Origin of the sequence: Pseudomonas sp. S30 (genome assembly GCF_016518545.1) — a bacterium.
Classification (GTDB): domain Bacteria; phylum Pseudomonadota; class Gammaproteobacteria; order Pseudomonadales; family Pseudomonadaceae; genus Aquipseudomonas.
Genome location: NZ_JACVTO010000030.1, coordinates 14,734 through 40,689, shown reverse-complemented (window position 1 = coordinate 40,689; position 25,956 = coordinate 14,734). Strand labels below are relative to the sequence as shown.

Here is a 25,956-nt window from a genome sequence, read left to right as displayed (position 1 = left end):
CCCGGTATCCGGTGGATCGTAAGGCTGCTCCGCTTAAGTGAACAGCATTAGGCCTTGGCCGGGTTTTTTTGCATCTGGCAGAGCCGAACCGGCTCAGACGGTCACGTGCAAGCGCACATCGACGTTGCCGCGGGTGGCATTCGAGTATGGGCACACCTGATGCGCTTTTTCCACCAGCGCATTGGCATCGGCTTCGCTCAGGCCCGGCAACGCGACGTGCAGGTCGATGTCCAGGCCGAACCCGCCTGGAATCTGACCGATACCGACCTTGGCAGTGATGGCAGTGTCGGCAGGCAGGGTTTGCTTTTGCTGACCAGCGACGAATTTCAGAGCACCGATGAAGCACGCCGAGTAGCCGGCGGCGAACATCTGCTCGGGGTTGGTGCCTTCGCCACCCGCGCCGCCGAGTTCCTTCGGCGTGCTGAGCTTGACGTCGAGCTTGCCGTCGCTGGAAAGCGACTTGCCATCACGACCACCGGTGGAGGTGGCTTCTGCGACATAGAGCGGAGTGACCTTGTGCATGTGGAGCCTCGCGAGGGTTGCGCCTGGGCGCGGATAAGGTGGAATTCAATTTAGCGCGCAATTATATTGCGCGCAATATAGTTTTCGACCGTCCGTCGTGTCTCGACGATGCCGATGATGGCTCACAGGTTCTTTTGCAGGCTTTCGCGCAGGTCGAGCAGCTCAGCCTGCAGCTTCCTCAGACGCTCGACTGTGCGTCCCGACGCCTCGAGGATGCAGTGGGGCACCTTCTGCGCCTCGTCGCGCAGGGCCTTGCCCTTTTCCGTCAGTTCCACCAGCACGACGCGCTCATCTTCGCGGCTTCGGGTACGGTTGAGCAGGCCTTCGCTTTCAAGGCGCTTGAGCAGGGGCGTCAGCGAGCCCGGGTCGGTCAGAAGGCGCTGGCTGATCTCGCCCACGGTCAGGCGATCCTGTTCCCACAGTACCAACATGGCCAGGTACTGCGGGTAGGTCAGCCCCAGGGCCTGCAACAAGGGTTTGTACACCTTGGTCATCAGCAACGAGGTGGAGTGCAATGCGAAGCAGACCTGGCTGTCCAGCAGCAGCGCTTCGCTAGGGGCTTTGGTGTCGGCGTTCATGCAGGTCCTTGAAAGAGTTCGGTTAGGAATCTAGCACGCTGATCGTTAGTGCACTCATCGACTGCGCAGTCCACTGCGCAGAGCCAGGTCCCAGGGGGGGATCGGGCTGAAGCGGCTCTTGAGGAATTCGAGCAGCAAGCGGCTGCGAGAGTTCGTTTCATGTTCGAGACGCAGTGCGTAGATGCCGGTGGTTTCGACCTCCGGCAGGCCGTTTTCGCAGAAAAGGGGTATGAGTTCGCCGCGCAGCAGGTAGTCGCTGACCAGCCACGTGGGCAGATGGGCGATTCCCAGGCCGGACAGTGCGCCGAACACCAGCGCTTCGGCGTTGTTGGCGGTCATGCGCAGACGCGATGGCCGATACAGGCGTAGCTGCCCATCCACCCTGAATCGCCAGGCGAACGGCGGCGCCAGGCCATCCCAGTCCAGGCCGTCGTGCTGTGGCAGCTCGCTGGGGCAGCCGGGCACTCCGCGGTTGGCCAGATACGCCGGGCTGGCGCAGGCGATGCGCACCATGCCAGCCAACGGCGTGGCCACCAGGCGGGTGTCGGCCAGGGGGCCGGCGCGCAGTACCAGGTCCACCTCACCCAGATGGCTGCCTTGCAGGTCGACGAAGCTGTCGATCAGGCGCAATTGCACGTCCAGTCCCGGGTAGGCGACCAGAAAATCGGTGATGGCAGGGGCCAGGTGTCGTCGACCGAAGGCCGCCGGCGCATCCATGCGGATCACACCCTCCGGGGCGCTGCTCAGCGAAACCGCCTCGGCGCGCGCCAGGCGCAGCTCCTCGACGATTCGCCGGGCCCGTTCGGCAAAGGCATTGCCTGCGGGCGTGGGGCGCACGGCGTGGGTGCTGCGAACGAACAGGCGGCTGCCTACGGCACCCTCCAGGTTGTCGATACGCCGGGCGACTGCCGACGGAGTCAGCGGATAGCGCCGCGCAGTGGCGGAAAAACTGCCGCTGTGCAGCACGTCGAGGAACAGGCTCAGTTGCTCGGTGAGAATATCCGGATTCATGATGATCACCTGGCTATGCGTGAATCGCACAGCCATTGTGCGTTGCTGTGCGTTTCCCCGCCAGGCGCAACTGCGTAGCATCCGCCTATCCAATGTCGGGGCGAGTGGGGATCTGATGATCGAGTGGTTGATGTATGGGGTATTGGGCGCGGTGCTGGGGACCATGGGCGGTCTGTTCGGCATTGGCGGCGGGCTGATCGCCATTCCGGCGCTCGGCGTGCTGTTCGGGCTCGATCAGCAACTGGCCCAAGGCACGGCGTTGGTGATGGTCGTGCCCAATGTGCTGTTGGCTCTGTGGCGCTATCACCAGCGCAACCGGATCGAAGTGCGGCAGGCACTGCCGTTGGCACTGTGCAGCTTGCTGTTCGCCTGGCTGGGCTCGATGTGGGCGGTGGGACTCGACGCCCGCGCCATGCGCCTGGGTTTCGTGGGGTTTCTGGTGGTACTCGCCCTGTGGAACGTGGCGCGCATGTTCATGAAGGTCACGCCGCCGAGCAACCAGTTGCGCTATCCCTGGCCCTGGCTCGGTGTGCTGGGCTGCTTCGCCGGCAGCATGGGTGGCTTGTTCGGCGTAGGTGGCGCGGTAGTAGCCACCCCGGTGCTGACCAGCGTGTTCGGTGCTTCGCAAGTGGTGGCCCAAGGGTTATCGCTGGCTCTGGCCGCTCCCAGCACGCTGGTGACCTTGATCACCTATGGCGTGCATGACAGTGTCGACTGGCACATGGGGCTGGCGCTGGCGATCGGTGGCCTGCTCAGCATCAGTTGGGGGGTGAAGCTGGCCCATGCGCTGCCCGAAAAGGTGCTGCGCACGCTGTTTTGCGTGTTTCTGATCGTCTGTGCGCTGATGCTCGGCCTGGAACTCTAGGCTTTTCGCACCCGGCCCGGCTGCGATCTGCCTGGCCCTCGTCGGCGAGCGCCTACAGGCAGTAGTAGTAGCCGCGGCTGCGCAGCGCGACGATGCGGGGGCGGCCGTCGGCATGCGGACCGATCTTCTTGCGCAGGTTGCTCACGTGCATGTCCAGGCTGCGATCGTACAGGGTCAGCTTGCGGCCCAGCCCGATCTGCGCCAGGGCCTGCTTGTCCAGGGGCTCGCCGGGCTGGCGCAACAGGGCTTCGAGGATGCGGCTCTCGGAGAGCGTCAGGCTCATCTCGCGCTGATCGATACTCACCACGCCGCGTATCGGGCTGAACACCAGGTCACCGATCTCGAGCTGGGTGCTGGGCGCGGCTGGGTGGCTGCGCCGCAACACGGCGCGCAGGCGCGCAGTCAGCTCGCGTGGATCGCAGGGCTTGGCGAGGTAGTCGTCGGCGCCCAGCTCCAGGCCCAGGATCCGGTCCAGGGGCTCGCCGCGCGCCGAGAGCATCAGCACCGGCAACTCGGCATGTTCGCTGCGCAGCTGCTTGAGCAGTTCCAGCCCGCTGCCATCGGGCAGCATGACGTCCAGCACCACGGCGGCCGGGGCCTGGTCGGCCAGGGCCTGGCGCGCGCTTTCGCCGTCGTGGCAGGCGCGTACCGTAAAGCCTTCCTGAGTCAGCCAACTGCCGAGCAGCTCGCACAACTCCTGGTCATCATCAATCAGTAACAACTCGCTCATGACTCACTCAATTCAACCATTGCCGGCGTCTTCTGTGTCCGCCACTGGCTAAGATACCGCACACCGCCGATAACAGTGCAACGCCTGCGCCGATCACGAACCACCGCTGCTGCTCGCTGAGTAGATCCAGTGCCCCGCCAGCCTGCTGCTTGTCCAGGGCGGCTTGCAGGCGCCGGTTGTCCAGGCGCAGGGGCTCCACTTGCGTCGTGCCAGCCTCCTGCAGTTGCCGGAGCAAGGCCGCGCGTTGTTGCTCGCTGGCTTGAAGGCGCCGCTGCAGTTCTTCGATACCGACGGCTTGCGGCGAGACCGGCGTGGGGTCGGCCAGGGCCGCCGAGCAGATGATCGACAAGCAGCACAACAGTCGCGACAGCGGACCTTTACGCATGGAGACTCCTGATTCGGGTGCGATTCAGAAGGTTGTCGGCAGTCGCGGGTGATAGATGAATGGATCTGCAGGGGGCTGTCCGGCCACGTCATGCCCGGACAGGATGCAGGGCATTCAGGGCATGGTCTGCTTGAACGGCTTGACCACCACCTGGCCGTAGACGCCAGCGGCGACGTAAGGGTCGGCCTGCGCCCACGACTGGGCGGCCGCCAGCGAGTCGAACTCGGCGACGATGAGGCTACCGCTGAAACCGGCAGCGCCGGGGTCGTCGCTGTCGATGGCCGGGTGCGGGCCGGCCAGCACCACGCGTCCCTGGGCCTTGAGCTGCTGCAGGCGCTCGACATGGGCGGGGCGAGCGGCGAGGCGCTTTTCCAGGGAGTTTTCGACGTCGCTGGCGATGATGGCGTAGAGCATGTCAGTCCTTGGGTTTGGAAGGGGAAGCGTCGGCGTCGTGCAGGTGACGCGACAGGTAGACGCCTTGGGCGATGAGGAACACCACGGTCATGCCTAGGCTGCCGAACACCTTGAAGTCGACCCAGAAGTCCTGGAAGGTGAAGGCGACGAACAGGTTGGCGGCGCCGCACACCAGGAAGAACGCGATCCAGGCCAGGTTCAGGCGGGTCCAGATGGCATCTGGCAAGTTCACCGCATGGCCCATGATGCGCTTGATCAGCACCCGGTCGCCGATGAAGTGACTGCCGGCGAAGGCGAGGGCGAACAGCCAGTTGACCACCGGCGCCTTCCATTTGAGGAAGGTTTCGCTGTGGAACGCCAGGGTCAGGCCACCGAACACCAGGCAAGCCACCAGGGTCAGCCACTGGCTTTTCTCCAGCTTGCGCTGGCGCAGGAATACCGCACCATAGACTACCACCGAGCTGACGATGAGCATCGCCGTAGCGCTGTAGATACCGCCGAATTCGAAGCTGTGGCCGGCGACCTCCAGCGGGCGCGGGTCCATCTTGTACACGACGAAGAACAGCAGCAGCGGGATGAAATCGATGAATTGTTTCACAATGGCAGCCAGAAGCGGGATGTGACGGCATAATAACAAACATCGATTCCGGCGAAAGCGCTCCTCCATGAATGTTGATCTTCACTGCCACAGCACGGCTTCCGACGGTGCCCTGGCGCCTGCGGTGCTGGTCGCCCGCGCCCATGAACACGGGGTGCGCACGCTGGCGCTGACCGACCACGACACCCTCGAAGGGCTGCCCGAAGCGCGCGCGGCCTGCCTGGAGCGGGGCCTGCAGTGGATCAGCGGGGTCGAGCTGTCCTGCACCTGGGGTGGGGCGACCATTCACGTGCTGGGCTACGATTTTCCCCTGGATGCCCCACCCTTGCTGCACGCCATCGAGCAGTTGCACCGCGGTCGCTGGCTACGCGCCGAGGACATCGCCCGGCGCCTGGCCGGCAAGGGCATGGCCGGTGCGCTGGAGGGAGCCAGGGCCGTTCAGCAGGAACTGGGCGATAGCCAGAATGCGCCGGCACGGCCGCATTTCGCCGAGTTCCTGGTACGCGCAGGTCATGTCAAAGACCGCGGCGAGGCCTTCCGCAAGTGGCTGGGCGCGGGCAAGCTGGGCGACGTCAAGCTGCATTGGCCGAGCCTGGAGGAAACTGTCGCTACGCTGCGCCAGTCCAATGCCTGGGTGAGCCTGGCTCATCCCATGCACTACGAACTCACCCGCAGCAAGCGCAGGCGCCTGATCGCCGACTATATTCAAGCAGGTGGGCAGGCACTGGAAGTGGTCAATGGGATGATGCCGCCCGAGCAAGTGGGGACGATGTCCATCCTCACCCGCGAGTTCGGCCTGCTGGCAAGCGCTGGCAGTGATTTTCACGGCCCCGGCACCTGGGGCGAGATCGGTGCCTATCGGCCACTGCCCGAGGATCTGCCACCGCTGTGGCGACGATTCCACCATGAACAGCCTCTGCCGACATGAACAGGACGACCTAGTGAGCCAATTCTTCCAGATCCATCCGGAGAATCCGCAGCCGCGACTGATTCGCCAGGCCGTGGAAATCATCCGCAAGGGCGGGGTGGTGGTCTATCCCACCGACTCGGCCTATGCCCTGGGCTGCCAGATCGGCGACAAGTCGGCGATCGAGCGGGTGCGCCGCCTGCGCGGGCTGGACAAGACCCACAACTTCACCCTGATGTGCTGCGACATGTCGCAACTGGGGCTGTACGCGAAGGTCGATACCGGCACCTTCCGCCTGCTCAAGGCCCACGTACCCGGCCCCTACACCTTCATTCTCAACGGCACCCGCGAAGTCCCGCGCCTGCTGCTGCACGAGAAGCGCCGGACCATCGGCCTGCGTGTGCCGGACCATGCCATCACCCTGGCCTTGCTGGCCGAGCTGGGCGAGCCGCTGATGAGCGTCAGCCTGATCCTGCCGGGCGATGACGAGCCGATGACCGATCCCTACGAGATTCGCGAGCGCCTGGAGCACCACGTCGACCTGGTCATCGATGGCGGCTTCGGCGACCTCAAGGCCTCGACCATCATCGACCTGTCCGGCGCCGAGCCGCAGCTGATCCGTGAAGGCTGCGGCGATCCTTCACCGTTTCTGGTCGACGCGTGAGCCAGGTAGAGGCTGCGCAGGCACCGGTCAGCGAGGATCCGCAGCAACTGCAACTGGCCTTGGTCTACGGCGAAGCCCTGACCGAGCTGCCGGTCGATCTGTACATTCCACCGGACGCCCTGGAAGTGTTCCTGGAGGCGTTCGAAGGCCCGCTGGACCTGCTGCTGTACCTGATCCGCAAGCAGAACGTCGACATTCTCGACATTCCGGTGGCCGAGATCACCCGACAGTACATGGGCTACGTCGAGTTGATGAAATCGGTGCGCCTGGAACTGGCGGCCGAATACTTGGTGATGGCGGCCATGCTCGCCGAGATCAAGTCGCGCATGCTGTTGCCGCGCTCCAGCGAAGTCGAGGCCGAGGAGGGCGACCCGCGCGCCGAACTGATCCGCCGGTTGCAGGAGTACGAGCGCTTCAAGGCGGCCGCCGAAGACATCGATACGCTGCCCCGGCTGGGCCGCGAGGTGGTGGTGCCGCAACTGGAGGCGCCCCAGGCCAAGGTGCGCAAGCTGCTGCCGGAAGTGGCCCTGGAGGAGATCCTGTTGTCGATGGCCGAGGTGATGCGCCGCAACGACCTGTTCGAAAGCCACCAGATCACCCGCGAGACGCTGTCCACCCGCGAGCGCATGAGCCAGGTGCTGGAACGCTTGAAGGGCGGTGGCTTCGTGCCCTTCGCCGAGCTGTTCGAAGCCGGCGAGGGCAAGCTCGGGGTGGTGGTCACCTTCATGGCGATTCTCGAACTGGTGAAGGAATCGTTGATCGAACTGGTGCAGAATGCGCCCTTCGCGCCCATCCATGTCCGCGTTCGCGCCGAGTGACGGTCTTGCCTCCCCGATGAACCTGAATGAACCTCGCGACCTGGCGTCGCTGATCGAAGCCTTTCTGCTGGCCAGTGGCAAGCCGCAGTCGCTGGAGCGCCTCTACGAGCTGTTCGAAGAGGCCGAGCGTCCGGCACCGGCCGTGTTCAAGAAGGCGCTGGTTGCGCTGGAGAAATCCTGCGCGGGCCGTGCCTTCGAACTCAAGGAAGTGGCCAGCGGGTACCGCCTGCAGATCCGCGAGCGCTACGCGCCCTGGGTCGGGCGCTTATGGGAGGAGCGGCCGCAGCGCTACTCCCGCGCACTGCTCGAAACCCTGGCGCTGATCGCCTACCGCCAACCCATCACCCGCGGTGAAATCGAGGACGTTCGGGGTGTGGCGGTCAACAGCAACATCGTCAAGACCCTGCTGGAGCGCGAGTGGATTCGCATCGTCGGCTACCGTGAGGTGCCGGGACGTCCAGCGATGTTCGCCACTACCAAGGGCTTTCTCGACCACTTCAACCTCAAGAGCCTGGACGAGTTGCCCGCCTTGGCAGAACTGCGCGAGATGGAGCCGCAAGGGCTGCTCGAGGACCCCGACGACGCACCGGTGCCTGCGCACCTTCAGGCACTGGCCGATGCCAGCCTGGCTGATGAACAGCCGCCCGACACACCCAAGGAGCAGACCAGCTTTCGCAGTCTGCTGGTGGAACTCGATGCGATGGAGCAGGGGCTCAAGACCGATTTCGACGACATGCGCGATGAAGCTGGCGACGCGATCGAGCCTGAGGACCGGTCCTGACGGCCCTCTGACAATTTCGGCTGCCTCGCGCCGACATTCCGTCTGGCGGAAAAATCCGATCGCCTGCCTGTACGTGGTCGTGGAACCGCGTACAATGCGCGCCCCTCGGCGCATTCGATCGCCGAACCGCTTGTTACACCGGGAGGTGCCCAGATGAGTGACAAAGACCTGCAGGAAACCCAACCTATCCCGCCGTCCGGCGAAAAGCTGCAGAAGGTGCTGGCGCGCATCGGCGTCGGCTCGCGCCGGGACGTCGAAGCCTGGATCGGCCAGGGCCGAATCAAGGTCAATGGCGTGGCGGCGAGCCTCGGCCAGCGCGTCGACTTGCATGACGCTATCGCCGTCGATGGCAAGTTGATCAAGCGCGAGGAAGCCGCCGAGGCGACCCGTCGCGTGATCATGTACAACAAGCCCGATGGCGAAATCTGCACCCGTGACGACCCCGAAGGCCGGCCGACCGTGTTCGATCGCCTGCCACGGCCCAAGGAAGGCCGCTGGATCAACATCGGCCGCCTGGACATCAACACCACCGGGTTGTTGCTGTTCACCACCGATGGCGAACTGGCCAACCGCCTGATGCACCCGTCCTACGAGATGGACCGCGAGTATGCGGTGCGTGTCCGTGGCGAGGTGGACGACGAGATGATCGATCGGCTCAAGGCCGGCGTGATGCTCGAGGACGGTCCGGCCAAGTTCACCGATATTCAGAAGGCGCCCGGCGGCGAAGGATTCAACCACTGGTACCACTGTGTGGTGATGGAAGGTCGCAACCGCGAGGTTCGTCGGCTGTGGGAATCTCAGGGGCTGGTGGTCAGCCGCCTGAAGCGCGTGCGCTTCGGTCCGGTGTTTCTCAACTCCGACCTGCCCATGGGCCGCTGGCGCGAAATGAGCCAGGGCGAGATCGATATCCTCGCTGCCGAAGTCGGTTTGCAGCCAGTCGCCTTGCCGACCTTGAACCTCAAGGCCAAGGACAAGCTCGAGCGCCTGCAGCGCAAGTCGTCCCGCCCGCTGGGTCGCGGCGAGCGCGTGCGTTCGCTGCGTCCGGCACAGGAAGGCGGCGAGCGTCAGCCACGCGAGACTTCCGAGCGCCCAGCACGTGCGGCCCGTGAGCAGGCGCCGCGCAAGGGCAATCGCGGCAGCACCGTGGCCGAACGGCCAAGTGACATGCGCAAGCGTCCGGCCAGGCCCGGCGGCGACAAGCCCAATGGCGGTGGTCGCGGCAAACCGCGGGGCTGACGGCACCGGTGACAGGGTCACCGGCCTGAAAGCTGTGTAACTGGGGCCGCTTGCGGCCCCAGTGCTTTTCCACCCCCCAATGGTGTTCATCGTTGCTGCGCAGTAACTCAAGCCCTTGTAAGACCTGGTTTTTCTTGCGAGTGGAAAGTTCTTGAGCTGTCTTGTAAAGAAATCTGTACAAAGCTTGCGTGCAAATGCTCGCTGACAGGGGCTCTTGCGCGCCAGTGTAAAGCCATTTTTCCACTCCGGTTTCGACAGCGCCTGCACGCGCATGCCGCAGTCCTTGTGTGCGGCAGCGCACTTCCCGATAGTGCTACCTATTGCTCTGTGCATCCGCCCGGCCCCTACCGAGCGGCAAAACAAGAAATGGAGGCGCGATGTACGCCGATCAGCACGCCATAACCGGCCTTCACCCCAGGAACCTTGCGTCTTTTCCCAAGGAAACGACGCGATGCGATGATGCCTGCGCGCTCGCAGGGGTATACAATGCGCCGCGTTTTACCTGTGACCCCCTCGCGCATCACCCCTTCTCGCCGACTCCCGGTTGACTCGCCCCAGGCCCTGCGCCGGTGCGCTGCCTGGGTCCGGGAACCCAAGGTAACCACCTTGCCCCATTCCGCAGTGCCACGAGCGCCGCGGGTCCGATTCCGTCACAGATAAAAACAAGCAGGTGACTTCGTTCATGAGTGGACAACCTTCGCAGTCGTCAGGCGAACTCAAGCGTGGCTTGAAGAACCGCCACATCCAGCTCATCGCTTTGGGCGGTGCCATCGGCACGGGCCTGTTCCTCGGCTCGGCCGGGGTGATGAAATCCGCCGGTCCATCGATGATCCTCGGCTATGCCATTTGTGGCTTCATCGCCTTCATGATCATGCGCCAGCTCGGCGAGATGATCGTCGAGGAGCCGGTGGCCGGCTCCTTCAGCCATTTCGCCCACAAGTACTGGGGCGGCTTCGCCGGCTTCCTGTCGGGCTGGAACTGCTGGGTGCTGTACATTCTGGTCGGCATGTCGGAGCTGTCTGCGGTCGGCAAGTACGTCCACTACTGGTGGCCCGAGATCCCCACCTGGGTCACGGCCGCTGGCTTCTTCGTGTTGATCAACGCCATCAACCTGATGAACGTCAAGGTGTTCGGCGAGGCGGAATTCTGGTTCGCGATCATCAAGGTCGCCGCCATCGTCGGCATGATCGCCCTGGGTGCCTACCTGCTCACCAGCGGCAGTGGTGGCCCCGAGGCATCGGTGAGCAACCTGTGGAGCCACGGCGGTTTCTTCCCCAATGGCGTCAGCGGCCTGGTGATGGCGTTGGCGCTCATCATGTTCTCCTTTGGCGGCCTGGAAATGCTCGGTTTCACCGCCGCCGAAGCCGACAAGCCGCGCACGGTGATTCCCAAGGCGATCAACCAGGTCATCTACCGCATCCTGATCTTCTACATCGGCGCGCTGGTCATCCTGCTCTCCCTGACCCCGTGGAACACGCTGGTGGCGAGTATCGCCGCCTCGGGCGGCAGCTACGGCAGCAGCCCGTTCGTGCAGGTGTTCTCGCTGCTGGGCAGTGACGTGGCGGCGCATCTGCTGAACTTCGTGGTGCTCACGGCCGCGCTGTCGGTCTACAACAGCGGTACCTACTGCAACGCCCGCATGCTCTACGGCATGGCCGAGCAGGGCGATGCGCCGGCTGCCCTGGCGCACATCGACCGTCGTGGCGTGCCGGTGCGGGCGATCCTGGCTTCGGCGGCCTTCACCCTGATCGCGGTGCTGCTCAACTACTTCATGCCTCAGCATGCGCTGGAGCTGTTGATGTCGCTGGTGGTCGCCGCGCTGGTGATCAACTGGGCGATGATCAGCTACTCGCATCTCAAGTTCCGTCAGCACCTGGACCGCACCGGACAGAAGCCGCTGTTCAAGGCCCTGTGGTACCCCTACGGCAACTATCTGTGCCTGGCGTTCGTGGTGCTGATCCTGGGTATCATGTTGCAGATTCCCGGCATCCAGATCTCGGTCTACGCCATTCCGGTGTGGCTGCTGGTGATGTTCGGGCTCTACGCCCTCAAGAGCCGGCGTGTAGCACGATTGGACGCGGCGGTGGACAGCGTGGCGAAGTAACCCTCGCCGGCAGCCGCCGAACCCGGTGACAGGCGACTGTCACCGGGTTTTTCACGCCCGCCGTCAGGGCTTCAGATCTGTTCCAGCAGCCAGCTGCGGAAGGCCCGCAGCGACGGCAACGCTTCGTTGCGCGGTGGATAGACCAAGTAGTAGCTGCGCTGGCTGGCGAATGCCGGGCCTGGGCTGAACAACTCGCCCTTGGCCAGCTCCTCCGCGACGAGAATCCGCGGCACCACGCCGATGCCGATACCGGCGCGCACCGCCTGGATCAGGTGCGAGGTCAGCTCGAAGCTCGGCCCCAGGCGCATGGCGCGGTGGGCCAGGCCGTGATGGGAAAACCATTCGCCCCAGGCGTGGGGGTTGTTGGCGACATTGAGCAGCAGCTGCTCGCTGATGCGTGACGGGCTCCAGTCGACGGTTTCGTCGGGCTGGGGCGGCAGGATCACTACCAGTTCCTCGGCATGCAGCCGGTGGCAGATGAGGTTGGGCAGGTCGTGATGGGCCACGGCGATGGCCGCATCGATCTCGCTGGTGTCGAAGTTGATCGGCTCGATGCGTGAGTGGATGTGTACCAGCATGCCGGGGTGCGCCTGATAGAAGGCATTCAGGCGCGGCAGCAGCCACTTCGAGCCGAAGGTCGGCAGGGTGGCCAGGCGCAGGGTCCCCACGCCCGACTGATAGGCCAGCGCCTGCAGGGTCGCACTGCGAATCCGGCCTAGCGCCTCGCTGAGCTCGCGCTGATACAGCCGGCCTACGTCGGTCAGCTGCACCTGACGCCCCTCGCGGCGAAACAGGCTCAGGCCCAGTTGCTGCTCCAGGGCCTGGACCTGGCGGCTGACCGCGCTCTGGGTCAGCGACAGCTCCACCGCAGCCCGCGTGTAGCTCTCGTGTCGAGCGGCCGCTTCGAACGCCAGCAGCAAAGACATCGAAGGGGTCAAGTGCCGGTAATTCATTCATGAAACTCATCGATAGCGGCAGGATTATCCGTTTGCCCTGGGCCGCAAACTACAGGAACATTGGGTCAGTCGTCACCCGGCACCGGTCCATCCATGCCGCAAGCGCATCCTTGGCCCCTGGCGCCATCGGGTACGACGCCTGAACCGTGAGCAAACCATTTCAAGAGGCCATCCTGCGATGATCGCCCAGCTGCCCGTCCGTGCGCCCGCCGCCGGTTATCCCGAATTTCTCCAGGCCCTGCGTGACAGCGGTTTCGCCGGCCAGATCAGCGCCGACTACGCCACCCGTACGGTATTGGCCACCGACAACTCCATCTACCAGCGCCTGCCCCAGGCTGCGGTATTCCCCCAGGATGCCGAGGATGTGGTGCGGGTCGCGACGCTGATGGCCGAGCCGCGCTTTCGCCAGATCAAGCTGACGCCCCGCGGCGGCGGCACCGGCACCAATGGCCAGTCACTCACCGATGGCATCGTCGTCGACCTGTCGCGGCACATGAACGCGATCCTGGAGATCGACGTCGAGCAGCGCTGGGTGAGGGTGCAGGCCGGCGTGGTCAAGGACCAGCTCAATGCGGCGCTCAAGCCCCATGGCCTGTTCTTCGCCCCGGAACTGTCCACGTCCAACCGGGCCACCCTGGGCGGGATGATCAACACCGACGCCAGTGGCCAGGGCAGTTGCACCTACGGCAAGACCCGCGACCATGTGCTCGAATTGCACAGTGTGCTGCTGGGCGGCGAGCGCCTGCACAGCCGGGCGCTGGACGATGCCGCCCTGGAGCAGGCCTGCGCGGAGCCTGGGCGGGTCGGCGAGGTGTATCGCACCGCGCGTGACATCCAGCAGACCCAGGGCGACCTGATCGAGGCGACCTTCCCCAGGCTCAACCGCTGCCTGACCGGCTACGACCTGGCGCACCTGCGCGACGAGCAGGGCCGCTTCAACCTCAACAGCGTGCTCTGCGGCGCCGAGGGCTCGCTGGGCTACGTGGTCGAGGCCAAGCTCAACGTCCTGCCGATTCCCAGGTACGCGGTGCTGGTCAACGTGCGCTATGCCAGCTTCATGGAGGCGCTGCGCGATGCCAATGCGCTGATGGCGCTCAAGCCGTTGTCCATCGAAACGGTCGATTCCAAGGTACTGTTGCTGGCGATGCAGGACATCGTCTGGCACAGCGTCGCCGAGTATTTCCCGGCCGACGCGCAGCGGCCTACCCTGGGCATCAATCTGGTGGAGTTCTGCGGCGACGAGCCGGCCGAGGTGAACGCCCGCGTCGTGGCCTTCGTTGAGCATCTGCGCCGCGACACCAGCGTCGAGCGCCTGGGCCATACCCTGGCCGAGGGCGCCGAGGCGGTGACCCGGGTCTATGCCATGCGCAAGCGCTCGGTGGGTCTGCTGGGCAACGTCGAGGGTGAGGTCCGGCCCCAGCCCTTCGTCGAGGACACTGCCGTGCCGCCGGAGCGGCTGGCCGATTACATCGCCGAGTTCCGGGCGCTGCTCGATGGCCACGGCCTGGCCTACGGCATGTTCGGTCATGTCGATGCTGGCGTGTTGCATGTGCGCCCGGCACTGGACATGAAGGATCCGGCCCAGGCGGCCTTGGTCAAACCGATTTCCGATGCGGTGGCGGCCCTGACCCGGCGCTACGGTGGCCTGCTGTGGGGTGAGCATGGCAAGGGGTTGCGTTCCGAATACGTCCCCGAATACTTCGGCGAGCTGTACCCGGCCTTGCAACGCCTCAAGGGCGCGTTCGATCCACACAACCAGCTCAACCCCGGCAAGATCTGCACGCCACCGGACAGTGCCGAAGGTCTGACCCCGGTCGATGGGGCGCCTCTGCGTGGGGACCTGGACCGGCACATCGACGAGCGCGTCTGGCAGAGTTTCTCCAGTGCCGTGCACTGCAACGGCAATGGCGCCTGCTACAACTACGACCCCAACGACGCCATGTGCCCTTCGTGGAAAGCCACTCGCGAGCGTCGCCATTCGCCCAAGGGTCGCGCCTCGCTGATCCGCGAATGGCTGCGCCTGCAGGGCGAGGCCGACATTGACGTGCTCGCCTCGGTCCAGCGCAAGACCTCCTGGTTCAAGGGCTTGCCGGAACGTCTGGCCAACCGCCGGGCCCAGCAGCGCGGCCAGGCCGATTTCTCCCATGAGGTGTATGACGCCATGGCCGGCTGCCTGGCGTGCAAGTCGTGCGCAGGCCAGTGCCCGATCAAGGTCAATGTGCCGGATTTCCGTTCACGGTTTCTCGAGCTCTACCACGGGCGTTACCAGCGACCCTTGCGCGACTACCTGATCGGTTCGCTGGAGTTCACCCTGCCGTATCTGGCCCACGCGCCGGGTGTGTACAACGCGGTGATGGGATCGCGCTGGGTCAGCCGGCTGCTCGCCGATCGAATCGGCATGGTCGACAGCCCGTTGATCAGCCGTTTCAACCTTCAGTCCACTCTGAAAGGCTGTCGCGTTCGCGTGGCCAGTGTGCCGGCCTTGCGCGAGTTGAGCGCGGCGCAGCGCGAACGCAGCGTGGTACTGGTGCAGGATGCCTTCACGCGCTATTTCGAGACGCCCCTGCTGGCGGCGCTCATCGAGCTGATCACGCGCCTGGGCTATCAGGTATTCCTGGCGCCGTTCAGTGCCAACGGCAAGCCGCTGCACGTCCAGGGTTTTCTCGGCGCCTTTGCCAAGGCCGCGATTCGCAATGGTCGCCAGCTCCAGGCGCTAGCGGACTGCGACGTACCGCTGGTGGGGCTGGACCCGGCGATGACCCTGGTCTATCGCCAGGAATACCAGAAGGTCGACGGGCTCCAGGCGTGCCCCAAGGTGCTGTTGCCCCAGGAGTGGTTGCTGGACGCACTGCCGCGCCAGGCTGAAGGGCAGGGTGGCCGCTACCGGCTGATGGCCCACTGCACCGAGAAGACCAACGCGCCGGCCAGCACGCGCCAGTGGGAGCAGGTGTTCGGCAAGATGGGGCTCGACCTGGTCACCGAAGCCACCGGCTGCTGCGGCATGTCCGGAACCTACGGCCACGAAGCGCGCAATCAGCAGGCGTCGAAGACCATCTTCGAGCAGTCCTGGGCGCGCAAGCTGGACAAGGAAGACGAGGCGCTGGCCACCGGCTACTCGTGCCGCAGCCAGGTCAAGCGCCTGGCCGACAAGCAGCTGCGCCATCCGTTGCAGGTGATCCTGCAGCACCTGTCGGCGTGATCGCGGGTGAGCCGGGGGAGGCAGTCCCCCGGTTCATCGAGCGCTTCGCAGGCGTTGCTGCTGTCGGTAGAGGTAAAGGCTCAGGGCCAGTCCACCGGCTGCCGCCGAGGCGGCGAACAGGAACATCGAGGCGAAGCCGAAGCCCGCCGCCACCGCGCCCACCAGCGGCCCGGTGATGCCCAGCGACAGGTCGATGAACAGCGAGTAAGCGCCCACCGCCGCGCCGCGATTGGCGGCCGAAACCTGATTCACCGCCTCCACACCCAGGGCGGGAAACACCAGGGAGAAACCGAATCCGCTCAGCGCCGCCCCGGCCAGGGCCCATCCAGCGTCTGGCGCCAGCCACAACATCAATAGCCCGAGGGTCTCCACCGTCAGGCACGCGATCGCCACCCGGAAGCCGCCCAGGCGATTGATCAGGTTGCCGAACAGCAGTCGTGCGCAGATGAAACTGGCGCCGAACAGGCTGAGCGTCAGCGCGGCGTCGGGCCAGGCGCGACTGGCGTAGTACAGGGTGATGAAGGTGGCGATGGTGCCGAAGCCGATCGAGCCAAGTGCCAGCCCGCTGCCATGGGGGACGACCTTGCCGAGCACCTGCAGGAAGGGCAGGCGTTTGCCGGCCACCACCGGTGCCGCCCGCTTGGGCCAGGCCAGCAGCAGCCCGAGCGCGCCCAGCAGGATGACGCTCGCGCCCATGCTCCACAGCCCCAGCGCATTGACCATCAGCACGCCCAGCGGGGCGCCGATGGCCAGTGCGCCGTAGCTGGCGATGCCATTCCAGGAAATCACTTTGGCGGTGTTCTTGGCCCCCACCCGGCCGATTCCCCAACTGATCGATCCGGAGCCGACCAGGCTTTCCGCGCTGCCCAGCACCAGGCGGCCGATCAGCAGGCAGGTCAGGCTCACCCACGGCAGGTGGGTGAAGAAGCTGCTGGCCAGCATGAAGACACCGCTGATGCCGCAGCCAGCCAACCCCCACATGACGGCTTTCTTGCTGCCGAGGTTGTCGATGATGCGGCTGGCCGTCGGACGACTGAGCAGGGTGGCCAGGTACTGGACGCTGATCACCAGGCCCGCCAGCACGGCGCTGAAACCCAGGTCGTTGTGCACGTAGCCAGGCAGCACGGCCAAGGGAATGCCGACGTTGAGGTAGCCGATGAAGGTGAATGCGACGATGGAGACGACTTGCAGGGTGATCGCAAGCGGGCGTGGGGATTGGGACATGGAGGCCTTCGAGGCAAAGCGGCTGGACAGTGTGAAAACGCGCTAGCGGGGGAGGTCCCGTGGACCAGCCGTTTTCACACGGTCGGGGTGCGCGGTTATTCCTGATCGGCGCTGGATTGTTCGTCACCTTCCTGCACGGCAGGCGCCGGTTCGGCAGCGTGGGCGGTAACGTTGTGCTCTTCGGGTTTCAGGCTTGGGAAGGGAAAGTTCGGGATCTCATGCATCTCGTCGTTCCTCGCAAGAGTGAGTGAAAAGGCTGCGCCAGGCGCGTTCTAGGCTTTTGCAAAGCCAGGGCAGGATACAGCAGTCTGGATGACAGTTTGAAAAAAATCCCACGCATTTGTCGGTTTAGTGGGCGGATAGCGGACGATTCATCCTGCCTGGCAGGGCGCCTCCTGCGCTCGAAGCCGACCTTGCATGGCGGTCGGCGAGGCTCGACAGGAGGCGATAGGCGGATCGACGAAGGCTTACTTGCGACCTTCGGCGCGTTCGGCCACTTGGTCGGTGCGTGCGCACATGATGAAGTCGTTGCGGTGCAGGCCCTTGATCGAGTGGCTCCACCAGGTGACGGTGACCTTGCCCCACTCGGTCAGCAGACCAGGATGATGGCCCTCGGCTTCGGCGATGTCGCCTACCGCGTTGGTGAAGGCCAGGGCATGCTTGAAGTTCTTGAACAGGAACACGCGTTCCAGTTCCATGTGACCGTCGCGTACCTCGACGCTCCAGTCGGGAATTTCACGGATCAGCTCGGCGAGTTCCTCGTCGCTGACCTTCGGTGCATCGGCACGGCAGGCTTCGCAATGGGCTTGATTCAGGGCATTCATGGCATTGGTTTCCGTAGTCGAAGCAAAGGTGGCTCAGGCCGCCTTCGGGGGAAATTTGGGGGTATGCAGGCCCAGCTGCATCGCCTGAGTAACCATGCCCATGATGTCTTCATGGGCCAGGTCGAACAGCCGTTTCATCTCGGGCAGCACGAAGTACACCGGTTGCAGGATGTCGATCCGGTAAGGCGTGCGCATCGACTCGACGGGGTCGAACGACTGATGTTCGGGCTCGTTGGACAGGCTGTAGACCGTTTCCTTGGGCGAGGAGAGGATGCCCCCGCCATAGATCCGGCGGCCTTGCGCGGTGTCCAGCAACCCGAACTCGATGGTCATCCAGTACAGCCGAGCCAGGTAGACCCGCTGTTCCTTGGTCGCCGCCAGGCCGAGCTTGCCATAGGTGTGGGTGAATTCGGCGAACCAGGGGTTGGTCAGCAGTGGGCAGTGGCCGAAGATCTCATGGAAGATGTCCGGTTCCTGAAGATAGTCCAGTTCTTCACGCGTCCGGATGAAGGTGGCCACCGGAAAGCGCTTGCTGGCCAGCAGCTCGAAGAAGGTCTGAAAGGGAATCAGTGCCGGCACGCGTGCGACCTGCCAGCCGGTGGTCGCGCCCAGTACCTTGTTGATTTCGCCCAGTTGCGGGATGCGATCGTGCGGCAGGCCGAGCTGATCGATGCCGTCGAGGTATTCCTGGCACGCCCGCCCCTCGATGACCTTCAGTTGACGGGTGATCAGGGTGTTCCACACTGCATGATCCTGCCGGGGGTAATCGATGAACCCCTGCGCGTCGGGCTCACGGGCCACGTAATGCGTCTGTTTCATGTCGCTCTCCTGTCGAGGGCTTTCTTGTTATGACCGCAATGACTCTAGAAATAGCCTCGAACCCTAGGCTTTGCACCTGGGGCCCGCGATGGGGACAGGGGTAATGACGGCATTGTTGTAAGGTTTGTTTTACAAGGCGCCGTCGTTGGCAGAATATCGGCGTCGAATAGCACTTGAAATCTCTCCTCCTGTAACGTTTTATTTACGAATTTTTTGGGCTGTGCCAGAAAAACCCACAGCTGCGGAGTCCCCATGCGTATAAAAGTCCACTGCCAGAACCGCATCGGTATCCTGCGCGATATCCTCGACCTGCTCGTCGGCTATGGCATCAACGTGCTGCGCGGCGAAGTCGGCGGCGATCACGGCAATGCCATCTATCTGCACTGTCCGAACCTGATCAACCTGCAGTTCCAGGCCTTGCGCCCGAAGTTCGAAGCCATCGCCGGGGTGTTCGGCGTCAAGCGCGTGGGGCTGATGCCCAGCGAACGACGGCACATGGAACTCAACGCGCTGCTCGGCGCCCTGGAGTTCCCCGTGCTCTCGGTGGACATGGGCGGCAGTATCGTCGCGGCCAACCGTGCCGCGGGCCAGTTGCTGGGTGTGCGCGTCGATGAAGTGCCAGGGCTGCCGCTGGCTCGCTACGTGGAAGACTTCGACCTGCCGGCGCTGGTGCGTGCCAACCAGTCGCGCATCAACGGGCTGCGGATCACGATCAGGGGCGATGTGTTCCTGGCCGACATCGCACCGCTGCAATCGGAGCACGACGACAGCGAAGCCCTGGCCGGAGCGGTACTCACGTTGCACCGCGCCGACCGCATCGGTGAGCGCATCTACAACGTGCGCAAGCAGGAGTTGCGCGGTTTCGACAGCATCTTCCAGAGTTCGCGGGTGATGGCCGCCGTGGTCCGCGAAGCCCGGCGCATGGCGCCGCTGGATGCGCCTCTGCTGATCGAGGGCGAGACTGGAACGGGCAAGGAATTGCTCGCCCGTGCCTGCCACCTGGCCAGCCCCCGCGGCCAGGCGCCGCTCATGGCGCTCAACTGTGCGGGGCTGCCCGAGTCGATGGCCGAGACCGAACTGTTCGGCTACGGCCCCGGCGCGTTCGAGGGCGCGCGCGCGGAGGGCAAGCTGGGGCTGCTGGAACTCACCGCTGGCGGCACGCTGTTTCTCGATGGCGTCGGCGAGATGAGCCCGCGTTTACAGGTGAAATTGCTGCGTTTTCTCCAGGACGGTTGCTTCCGACGTGTGGGCAGCGATGAAGAGGTGCATCTGGACGTGCGGGTGATCTGTGCCACCCAGGTCGATCTGTCGGAGCAGTGTGCGCGTGGCGAATTCCGTGAGGATCTCTACCACCGGCTCAACGTGCTGTCGCTGCACATTCCGCCGCTGCGCGAGTGCATGGATGGCCTGGACGGCCTGGCGCGGCATTTTCTCGACCAGGCCAGCCGGCAGATCGGCTGCGCCTTGCCGAGCCTGGCACCGGCCGCGATCGACGCGTTGCGCCGATATCATTGGCCGGGCAATGTCCGGCAACTGGAAAATGTATTGTTCCAGGCGGTTTCATTGTGCGAGGGCGGCGTGGTGAAGCGCGAACATATTCGCCTGCCTGATTATCGTGCGCGACAACCCCTGGGCGAATTTTCATTGGAGGGCGAACTTTCCGATATTGTCGGGCGGTTCGAGAAAGCTGTATTGGAAAGTTTGACGGCGACGTATCCAACCAGTCGCGCATTGGGTAAAAGACTGGGTGTTTCACACACCACGATTGCCAATAAGTTACGCGCGTATTCGCTGTCTGGTAATAGCGAGCGGTAAACGCCTACGGGCAGGCTGCAACTAGCGGGCTCACCTGTCACGGGCTGTGGTGTTTTTGTACAGGCCGCGCCTGGTCGGCGCTGCCGACCATGGCCGGTGAACCCGCATGTTCAGGGATCAGCCGTTCGAGCAGCCGTTGCCCATCACCCGGTATTCGAGAATATGCCGGTGGCCCTGGGAGTCCTCGTAGGTCATGCGCGCCGGCACGACCTCGCAGACGCTGGCGACCGGGCTCATGGCCAGCACCTTGGCGATGTCCAGGTGCTGGGAGTAGGTGTACTGTTCGACCGGAATCTGCTCGGCTGCGCGCGTCGCATCGTCGGCCATCGCCGCACTGCAGACACCGCCCAACAGCAATACCAGTAAAGCTTTCATCTTCAAGTTACCTGTTCGAGGTCGTGAAAGGGCACGCGGCGCGAAGGCGCCACGAACTTGTGCAAGTTTCAACTGCGAAAGAAAAAGGAGATCAACAAGCCCGGGTGGGGGTGCGTGACGAGTCGATCGGTTTGCCGTGCTAGGCGAGGACAAGTCTAGGCCTGCGCCTGACAATGAAAAAGATGAACTTCTGATATGGTTTTTCCACTTTCTCCGCTATTTGGTAACAATCGGCGTCTCAGGCCCGACTTAGTGTCAATGACACCCGATCACTGCCGGTAGACACCCCACCAGCATGCGCAGCGCCATTGGTACTACCAACGTCGAATGGCCAGGACGACTCTGGTACAGTTAAAACCCTGGCATACAAAAACAACTATTACACCGAGGTAAAACAGATGAGTGCGGCTCCCCTGTATCCCGTGCGTCCCGAGGTCGCGGCCCACACCCTGACCGACGAGGCGACCTACAAGGCCATGTACCAGCAGTCGGTGATCAACCCCGACGGTTTCTGGCGCGAGCAGGCTCAGCGCCTGGACTGGATCAAGCCGTTCACCAAGGTCAAGCAGACCTCGTTCGACGACCACCATGTGGACATCAAATGGTTCGCCGACGGCACTCTGAACGTTTCCTACAACTGCCTGGATCGTCACCTCGAGACGCGCGGCGACCAGCTGGCGATCATCTGGGAGGGCGACGATCCATCCGAGCACCGCAACATCACCTACCGCGAGCTGCACGAGCAGGTGTGCAAGTTCGCCAACGCCCTGCGCGGCCAGGACGTGCACCGCGGCGATGTGGTCACCATCTACATGCCGATGATCCCGGAAGCGGTGGTCGCCATGCTCGCCTGCGCGCGCATCGGTGCCATCCACTCGGTGGTGTTCGGCGGCTTCTCGCCCGAAGCGCTGGCCGGACGCATCATCGACTGCAAGTCCAAGGTAGTGATCACGGCCGACGAGGGCCTGCGCGGAGGTCGGCGCACGCCGCTCAAGGCCAACGTCGACCTGGCCCTGACCAACCCTGAAACCAGCAGCGTGCAGAAGATCATCGTCTGCAAGCGCACCGGTGGCGACATCGCCTGGCACCAGCATCGCGACATCTGGTACGAAGACCTCATGAAGGTCGCCTCCAACCACTGTGCACCCAAGGAGATGGGCGCCGAAGAGGCACTGTTCATCCTCTACACCTCCGGTTCCACCGGCAAGCCCAAGGGCGTGCTGCATACCACCGGCGGATACCTCGTATACGCCGCGCTCACCCACGAGCGCGTCTTCGACTACCGCCCCGGCGATATCTACTGGTGCACCGCCGACGTGGGCTGGGTCACCGGCCACAGCTACATCGTCTATGGCCCGCTGGCCAACGGCGCCACCACCTTGCTGTTCGAGGGCGTGCCCAACTATCCGGACATCACCCGAGTGTCGAAGATCGTCGACAAGCACAAGGTCAACATTCTCTACACGGCACCGACCGCCATCCGCGCCATGATGGCCGAGGGGCAGGCCGCCGTCGAAGGCGCCGATGGATCCAGCCTGCGGCTGCTCGGTTCGGTGGGCGAGCCAATCAATCCCGAGGCCTGGAACTGGTACTACAAGACGGTCGGCAAGGAACGTTGCCCGATCGTCGATACCTGGTGGCAGACCGAAACCGGCGGCATCCTGATCAGCCCGCTGCCAGGTGCCACCGCGCTCAAGCCAGGTTCGGCAACCCGGCCGTTCTTCGGTGTGGTGCCGGCGCTGGTGGACAACCTGGGCAACCTCATCGAAGGCGCGGCCGAGGGCAACCTGGTGATCCTCGACTCCTGGCCGGGTCAGTCGCGTTCGCTGTATGGCGATCACGACCGCTTCGTCGACACTTACTTCAAGACCTTCCGTGGCATGTACTTCACCGGCGACGGCGCTCGTCGCGACGAGGACGGCTACTTCTGGATCACCGGTCGGGTGGACGATGTGCTCAACGTGTCGGGCCATCGCATGGGGACCGCGGAGATCGAGAGCGCCATGGTCGCCCATGCCAAGGTCGCCGAAGCGGCCGTGGTAGGCGTGCCGCACGACATCAAGGGGCAGGGCATCTACGTCTACGTCACCCTCAATGCCGGGGAAGAGGCGAGCGAGCAGTTGCGTCAGGAACTGAAGAACTGGGTGCGCAAGGAGATCGGCCCGATCGCCTCGCCAGACGTCATCCAGTGGGCGCCCGGGCTGCCCAAGACCCGCTCGGGCAAGATCATGCGTCGCATCCTGCGCAAGATCGCCACCGGCGAATACGACGCACTGGGCGACATTTCCACCCTGGCCGACCCAGGTGTCGTGCAGCACCTGATCGACACCCACAAGGCCATGTGCCGAGCGTCCGCTTGAGCCACCTCGGGGGTTGCCGGCAGCCCCCGAATCATCTGCTTCCAAGCAGTCATCGGGTGACGAATTCTCTGTAGGATTGTTACCCGATAGTGAGTAGTCCCATCTCCGAATCCCCGCATGGCCCTGAAACGGGGCCAATGGAAACATCCTCGCCTGCCTGTGGTGCACGCCTGGCGGCCGAACCCTGCGCGACACCTCGTACTTGCCGGATTTCCCGCCTTTGCCAATAATAGGCGCGCTTATTGCTTCGTCTAAAGGTCGTGTCCCTTTTGCGCTTGCATGTTTCGCAAGAGCTGTCAATATCGCCGCCCGCAGCTTCATGAGCTTCTGTACGTTGTTGTCGCTTTGAAGAAATTTCGACTATCGAGCTGTCGTTAGAATGCCACTCACTCGCGGGTGGTCTGCGACACTGGTCGGACCCTGCGCGGCACGCGCTGTACTCACTCGCATTTCGGGCAGTCGTTACCCTGCCTGGTATTGCCCCGTACCGATGGAGTTACCTGATGAAGAAGCTCGCACTGCTTGGCGCTCTGGCGCTGTCCGTGTTTTCCCTGGTGTCGCAGGCCGATGAGAAGCCGCTCAAGATCGGTATCGAGGCGGCTTACCCTCCCTTCGCCTTCAAGCAGCCCGACGGCAGCCTGGCCGGTTTCGACTATGACATCGGCAATGCCCTGTGCGAACAGATGAAAGCCAAGTGCACCTGGGTCGAGCAGGAATTCGATGGTCTGATTCCGGCGCTCAAGGTGCGCAAGATCGACGCGATCCTGTCGTCCATGTCGATCACCGACGATCGCAAGAAGTCGGTCGACTTCACCAAGCGCTACTACCTCACCCCGGCCCGCCTGGTGATGAAGGAAGGCACCAGCGTCACCGATAGCCTCGACGAGCTCAAGGGCAAGAAAATCGGCGTGCAGCGCGGCTCCATCCATGACCGCTTCGCCAAGGAAGTGCTGGCCCCCAAGGGCGCGACCGTGGTGCCCTACGGCACCCAGAACGAGGTCTACCTGGACGTGGCCGCCGGCCGTCTGGACGGCACCGTCGCCGACGCCACGCTGCTGGAAGATGGTTTCCTCAAGACCGACGCCGGCAAGGGCTTCGCGTTCGTAGGGCCGGCCTTCACCGACGTCAAGTACTTCGGTGACGGTGTGGGTATCGCCGTGCGCAAGGGTGACAAGGAAAACGTCGAGCGCATCAACGCCGCCATCGACGCCATTCGCGCCAACGGCAAATACAAAGAGATCGAGAAGAAGTATTTCAACTTCGACATCTATGGTCCTGACGCCCCGTAAGACGTCGGTCATCACCTGTGCAATGGTGCAAACAGCAGGCGCGCTGAGGTTTGCACCATTTTTCATTCTTGCGTCCTGAGGAATTCCCAACATGTTGAAAGGCTACGGGCCAGTCATCCTCGAGGGGGCGTGGCTGACATTGCAGCTCGCCCTGTCGGCGATGGCCCTGGCCATCGTCCTCGGCCTGATCGGCGTGGCCCTGCGGCTGTCGCCGGTGCGCTGGCTGGCCAGGCTGGGCGACCTGTACTCCACGGTGATTCGTGGCATACCCGACCTGGTGCTGATCCTGCTGATCTTCTACGGCGGCCAGGACGTCATCAACCGCCTCGCCCCGCTGCTCGGTTACGACGACTACATCGACGTGAGCCCCTTGGCCGCCGGTATCGGCACCTTGGGCTTCATTTTCGGCGCGTACCTGTCGGAAACCTTCCGCGGCGCTTTCCTCGGCATTCCCCGAGGTCAGGCCGAAGCCGGCGCGGCCTATGGCATGAGCAGCCGCCAGGTGTTCTTTCGCATCATGGTGCCGCAGATGATCCGCCTGGCGATTCCGGGTTTCACCAACAATTGGCTGGTGCTGACCAAGGCCACTGCGCTGATTTCCGTCGTCGGTCTGCAGGACATGATGTTCAAGGCCAAGCAGGCCGCCGATGCGACCCGCGAACCCTTCACCTTCTTCCTGGCGGTGGCCGCCCTGTACCTGGTGCTGACCAGCGTATCGCTGCTGGCGCTCAAGTACCTCGAGAAACGCTATTCGGTCGGCGTGAGGGCCGCTGAACTATGATCTTCGACTACAACGTGATCTGGGAGGCCATGCCGCTGTACCTGGGCGGCCTGCTGACCACCCTCAAGCTGCTGGCGCTGTCGCTGTTCTTCGGCTTGCTGGCGGCGATCCCCCTGGGCCTGATGCGCGTGTCGCGCCGGCCCCTGGTGAACCTCAGTGCCTGGCTCTACACCTACGTCATCCGTGGCACGCCGATGCTGGTGCAGCTGTTTCTGATCTACTATGGCCTGGCGCAGTTCGAAGCGGTGCGCGAGAGCGTGTTCTGGCCCTGGTTGTCCAATGCCACCTTCTGCGCCTGCCTGGCCTTCGCCATCAACACCAGCGCCTACACCGCCGAAATCATCGCCGGTAGCCTCAAGGCCACGCCTCACGGCGAGATCGAGGCGGCCAAGGCCATGGGCATGTCGCGCCTGAAGATGTATCGGCGGATACTGCTGCCTTCGGCCCTGCGCCGGGCGCTGCCGCAGTACAGCAACGAGGTGATCATGATGCTGCAGACCACCAGCCTGGCCTCCATCGTGACCCTGATCGACATCACCGGTGCCGCGCGCACGGTCAATGCCCAGTACTATCTGCCTTTCGAGGCGTACATCACCGCGGGCGTGTTCTACCTGTGCCTGACCTTCATCCTCGTGCGCCTGTTCAAGCTGGCCGAACGCCGCTGGCTGGGCTACCTGGCGCCGCGCAAGCACTGACCGCTT

At 63.9% G+C, this 25,956-nt stretch carries 26 protein-coding genes; 13 read left to right on the top strand and 13 right to left on the bottom strand.

Features of this window, described 5'->3' with window-relative positions; genetic code table 11:
* Window positions 1–93: 93 nt before the first annotated feature.
* From IAE34_RS23150 to IAE34_RS23140, 3 genes are all read right to left on the bottom strand, one after another.
* On the bottom strand, window positions 94–522 hold the full coding sequence (locus IAE34_RS23150) for an organic hydroperoxide resistance protein (protein ID WP_200141288.1): 429 nt from the start codon (window positions 520–522) through the stop codon (window positions 94–96).
* A gap of 122 nt (window positions 523–644) precedes the next feature.
* Window positions 645–1,100, bottom strand: coding sequence for a MarR family winged helix-turn-helix transcriptional regulator (locus IAE34_RS23145; protein ID WP_200141287.1), 456 nt, complete (start codon window positions 1,098–1,100; stop codon window positions 645–647).
* A gap of 54 nt (window positions 1,101–1,154) precedes the next feature.
* Complete coding sequence (locus tag IAE34_RS23140) at window positions 1,155–2,111, bottom strand: LysR family transcriptional regulator (protein WP_200141286.1); 957 nt, start codon at window positions 2,109–2,111, stop codon at window positions 1,155–1,157.
* Between the two features lie 115 nt (window positions 2,112–2,226).
* Between IAE34_RS23140 and IAE34_RS23135 the strand changes: the two genes are divergently transcribed.
* On the top strand, window positions 2,227–2,976 hold the full coding sequence (locus IAE34_RS23135; RefSeq protein WP_200141285.1) for a sulfite exporter TauE/SafE family protein: 750 nt from the start codon (window positions 2,227–2,229) through the stop codon (window positions 2,974–2,976).
* A gap of 52 nt (window positions 2,977–3,028) precedes the next feature.
* Here IAE34_RS23135 and IAE34_RS23130 read toward each other — a convergent pair whose 3' ends face one another.
* From IAE34_RS23130 to IAE34_RS23115, 4 genes are all read right to left on the bottom strand, one after another.
* On the bottom strand, window positions 3,029–3,706 hold the full coding sequence (locus IAE34_RS23130; protein WP_200141284.1) for a response regulator transcription factor: 678 nt from the start codon (window positions 3,704–3,706) through the stop codon (window positions 3,029–3,031).
* Window positions 3,707–3,713: 7 nt separating this feature from the next.
* The gene (locus IAE34_RS23125) at window positions 3,714–4,091 is read right to left on the bottom strand and encodes a translation initiation factor 2 (protein ID WP_200141283.1); all 378 of its coding nucleotides are present in this window, start codon (window positions 4,089–4,091) and stop codon (window positions 3,714–3,716) included.
* A gap of 114 nt (window positions 4,092–4,205) precedes the next feature.
* Window positions 4,206–4,505, bottom strand: a complete 300-nt coding sequence (locus IAE34_RS23120) for a YciI family protein (RefSeq protein ID WP_200141282.1) — start codon at window positions 4,503–4,505, stop codon at window positions 4,206–4,208.
* A gap of 1 nt (window position 4,506) precedes the next feature.
* Complete coding sequence (locus IAE34_RS23115) at window positions 4,507–5,103, bottom strand: septation protein A (RefSeq protein WP_200141281.1); 597 nt, start codon at window positions 5,101–5,103, stop codon at window positions 4,507–4,509.
* Between the two features lie 67 nt (window positions 5,104–5,170).
* On the opposite strand from IAE34_RS23115, the gene IAE34_RS23110 reads away from it, so the two are divergent.
* From IAE34_RS23110 to IAE34_RS23085, 6 genes are all read left to right on the top strand, one after another.
* On the top strand, window positions 5,171–6,031 hold the full coding sequence (locus IAE34_RS23110) for a PHP domain-containing protein (RefSeq protein ID WP_200141280.1): 861 nt from the start codon (window positions 5,171–5,173) through the stop codon (window positions 6,029–6,031).
* 13 nt (window positions 6,032–6,044) lie between these two features.
* Complete coding sequence (locus tag IAE34_RS23105) at window positions 6,045–6,674, top strand: L-threonylcarbamoyladenylate synthase (RefSeq protein ID WP_200141289.1); 630 nt, start codon at window positions 6,045–6,047, stop codon at window positions 6,672–6,674.
* A 119-nt stretch (window positions 6,675–6,793) separates the two neighbouring features.
* Complete coding sequence (locus IAE34_RS23100; protein ID WP_200141290.1) at window positions 6,794–7,492, top strand: segregation and condensation protein A; 699 nt, start codon at window positions 6,794–6,796, stop codon at window positions 7,490–7,492.
* Window positions 7,493–7,508: 16 nt separating this feature from the next.
* The gene (scpB, locus tag IAE34_RS23095) at window positions 7,509–8,273 is read left to right on the top strand and encodes an SMC-Scp complex subunit ScpB (protein WP_200141279.1); all 765 of its coding nucleotides are present in this window, start codon (window positions 7,509–7,511) and stop codon (window positions 8,271–8,273) included.
* 153 nt (window positions 8,274–8,426) lie between these two features.
* A complete protein-coding gene (gene rluB, locus IAE34_RS23090) occupies window positions 8,427–9,509 on the top strand; it encodes a 23S rRNA pseudouridine(2605) synthase RluB (RefSeq protein WP_200141278.1) in 1,083 nt (360 codons plus the stop codon).
* A 682-nt stretch (window positions 9,510–10,191) separates the two neighbouring features.
* Window positions 10,192–11,613, top strand: a complete 1,422-nt coding sequence (locus IAE34_RS23085; RefSeq protein WP_200141277.1) for an amino acid permease — start codon at window positions 10,192–10,194, stop codon at window positions 11,611–11,613.
* Between the two features lie 71 nt (window positions 11,614–11,684).
* Here IAE34_RS23085 and IAE34_RS23080 read toward each other — a convergent pair whose 3' ends face one another.
* Window positions 11,685–12,566 (bottom strand): LysR substrate-binding domain-containing protein, encoded by an 882-nt coding sequence (locus tag IAE34_RS23080; RefSeq protein ID WP_200141276.1) that lies wholly within the window; start codon window positions 12,564–12,566, stop codon window positions 11,685–11,687.
* A 181-nt stretch (window positions 12,567–12,747) separates the two neighbouring features.
* On the opposite strand from IAE34_RS23080, the gene ydiJ reads away from it, so the two are divergent.
* On the top strand, window positions 12,748–15,768 hold the full coding sequence (gene ydiJ, locus IAE34_RS23075) for a D-2-hydroxyglutarate dehydrogenase YdiJ (protein WP_200141275.1): 3,021 nt from the start codon (window positions 12,748–12,750) through the stop codon (window positions 15,766–15,768).
* Between the two features lie 33 nt (window positions 15,769–15,801).
* On the opposite strand, the gene IAE34_RS23070 is transcribed toward ydiJ, so the two are convergent.
* The 4 genes from IAE34_RS23070 to phhA all read right to left on the bottom strand — a co-directional run bounded on the left by IAE34_RS23070 (window position 15,802) and on the right by phhA (window position 18,635).
* Window positions 15,802–16,992, bottom strand: a complete 1,191-nt coding sequence (locus IAE34_RS23070; protein ID WP_200141274.1) for an MFS transporter — start codon at window positions 16,990–16,992, stop codon at window positions 15,802–15,804.
* Between the two features lie 95 nt (window positions 16,993–17,087).
* Window positions 17,088–17,216, bottom strand: coding sequence for a hypothetical protein (locus IAE34_RS24530; RefSeq protein WP_267908879.1), 129 nt, complete (start codon window positions 17,214–17,216; stop codon window positions 17,088–17,090).
* 243 nt (window positions 17,217–17,459) lie between these two features.
* Window positions 17,460–17,816: a 4a-hydroxytetrahydrobiopterin dehydratase gene (locus tag IAE34_RS23065; protein WP_200141273.1), complete on the bottom strand. Its 357-nt coding sequence runs from the start codon at window positions 17,814–17,816 to the stop codon at window positions 17,460–17,462.
* Between the two features lie 33 nt (window positions 17,817–17,849).
* On the bottom strand, window positions 17,850–18,635 hold the full coding sequence (gene phhA / locus IAE34_RS23060; RefSeq protein ID WP_200141272.1) for a phenylalanine 4-monooxygenase: 786 nt from the start codon (window positions 18,633–18,635) through the stop codon (window positions 17,850–17,852).
* Window positions 18,636–18,887: 252 nt separating this feature from the next.
* On the opposite strand from phhA, the gene IAE34_RS23055 reads away from it, so the two are divergent.
* The gene (locus tag IAE34_RS23055) at window positions 18,888–20,450 is read left to right on the top strand and encodes a sigma-54-dependent transcriptional regulator (RefSeq protein ID WP_200141271.1); all 1,563 of its coding nucleotides are present in this window, start codon (window positions 18,888–18,890) and stop codon (window positions 20,448–20,450) included.
* A 117-nt stretch (window positions 20,451–20,567) separates the two neighbouring features.
* Here the strand turns inward: IAE34_RS23055 and IAE34_RS23050 are convergent, their stop codons facing one another.
* Window positions 20,568–20,825, bottom strand: coding sequence for a DUF2790 domain-containing protein (locus IAE34_RS23050; protein ID WP_200141270.1), 258 nt, complete (start codon window positions 20,823–20,825; stop codon window positions 20,568–20,570).
* Between the two features lie 398 nt (window positions 20,826–21,223).
* Here IAE34_RS23050 and acs point away from each other — a divergent pair, with 398 nt between their 5' ends.
* The 4 genes from acs (at window position 21,224) to IAE34_RS23030 (ending at window position 25,950) form a co-directional block, all read left to right on the top strand.
* Window positions 21,224–23,185 (top strand): acetate--CoA ligase, encoded by a 1,962-nt coding sequence (acs, locus tag IAE34_RS23045; RefSeq protein ID WP_200141269.1) that lies wholly within the window; start codon window positions 21,224–21,226, stop codon window positions 23,183–23,185.
* Window positions 23,186–23,688: 503 nt separating this feature from the next.
* Window positions 23,689–24,474: an ABC transporter substrate-binding protein gene (locus IAE34_RS23040; protein ID WP_200141268.1), complete on the top strand. Its 786-nt coding sequence runs from the start codon at window positions 23,689–23,691 to the stop codon at window positions 24,472–24,474.
* 91 nt (window positions 24,475–24,565) lie between these two features.
* The gene (locus IAE34_RS23035; RefSeq protein ID WP_200141267.1) at window positions 24,566–25,255 is read left to right on the top strand and encodes an ABC transporter permease; all 690 of its coding nucleotides are present in this window, start codon (window positions 24,566–24,568) and stop codon (window positions 25,253–25,255) included.
* Window positions 25,252–25,950: an ABC transporter permease gene (locus tag IAE34_RS23030; protein ID WP_200141266.1), complete on the top strand. Its 699-nt coding sequence runs from the start codon at window positions 25,252–25,254 to the stop codon at window positions 25,948–25,950. Before IAE34_RS23035 ends, IAE34_RS23030 begins: the two co-directional genes overlap by 4 nt.
* Window positions 25,951–25,956: the final 6 nt, after the last annotated feature.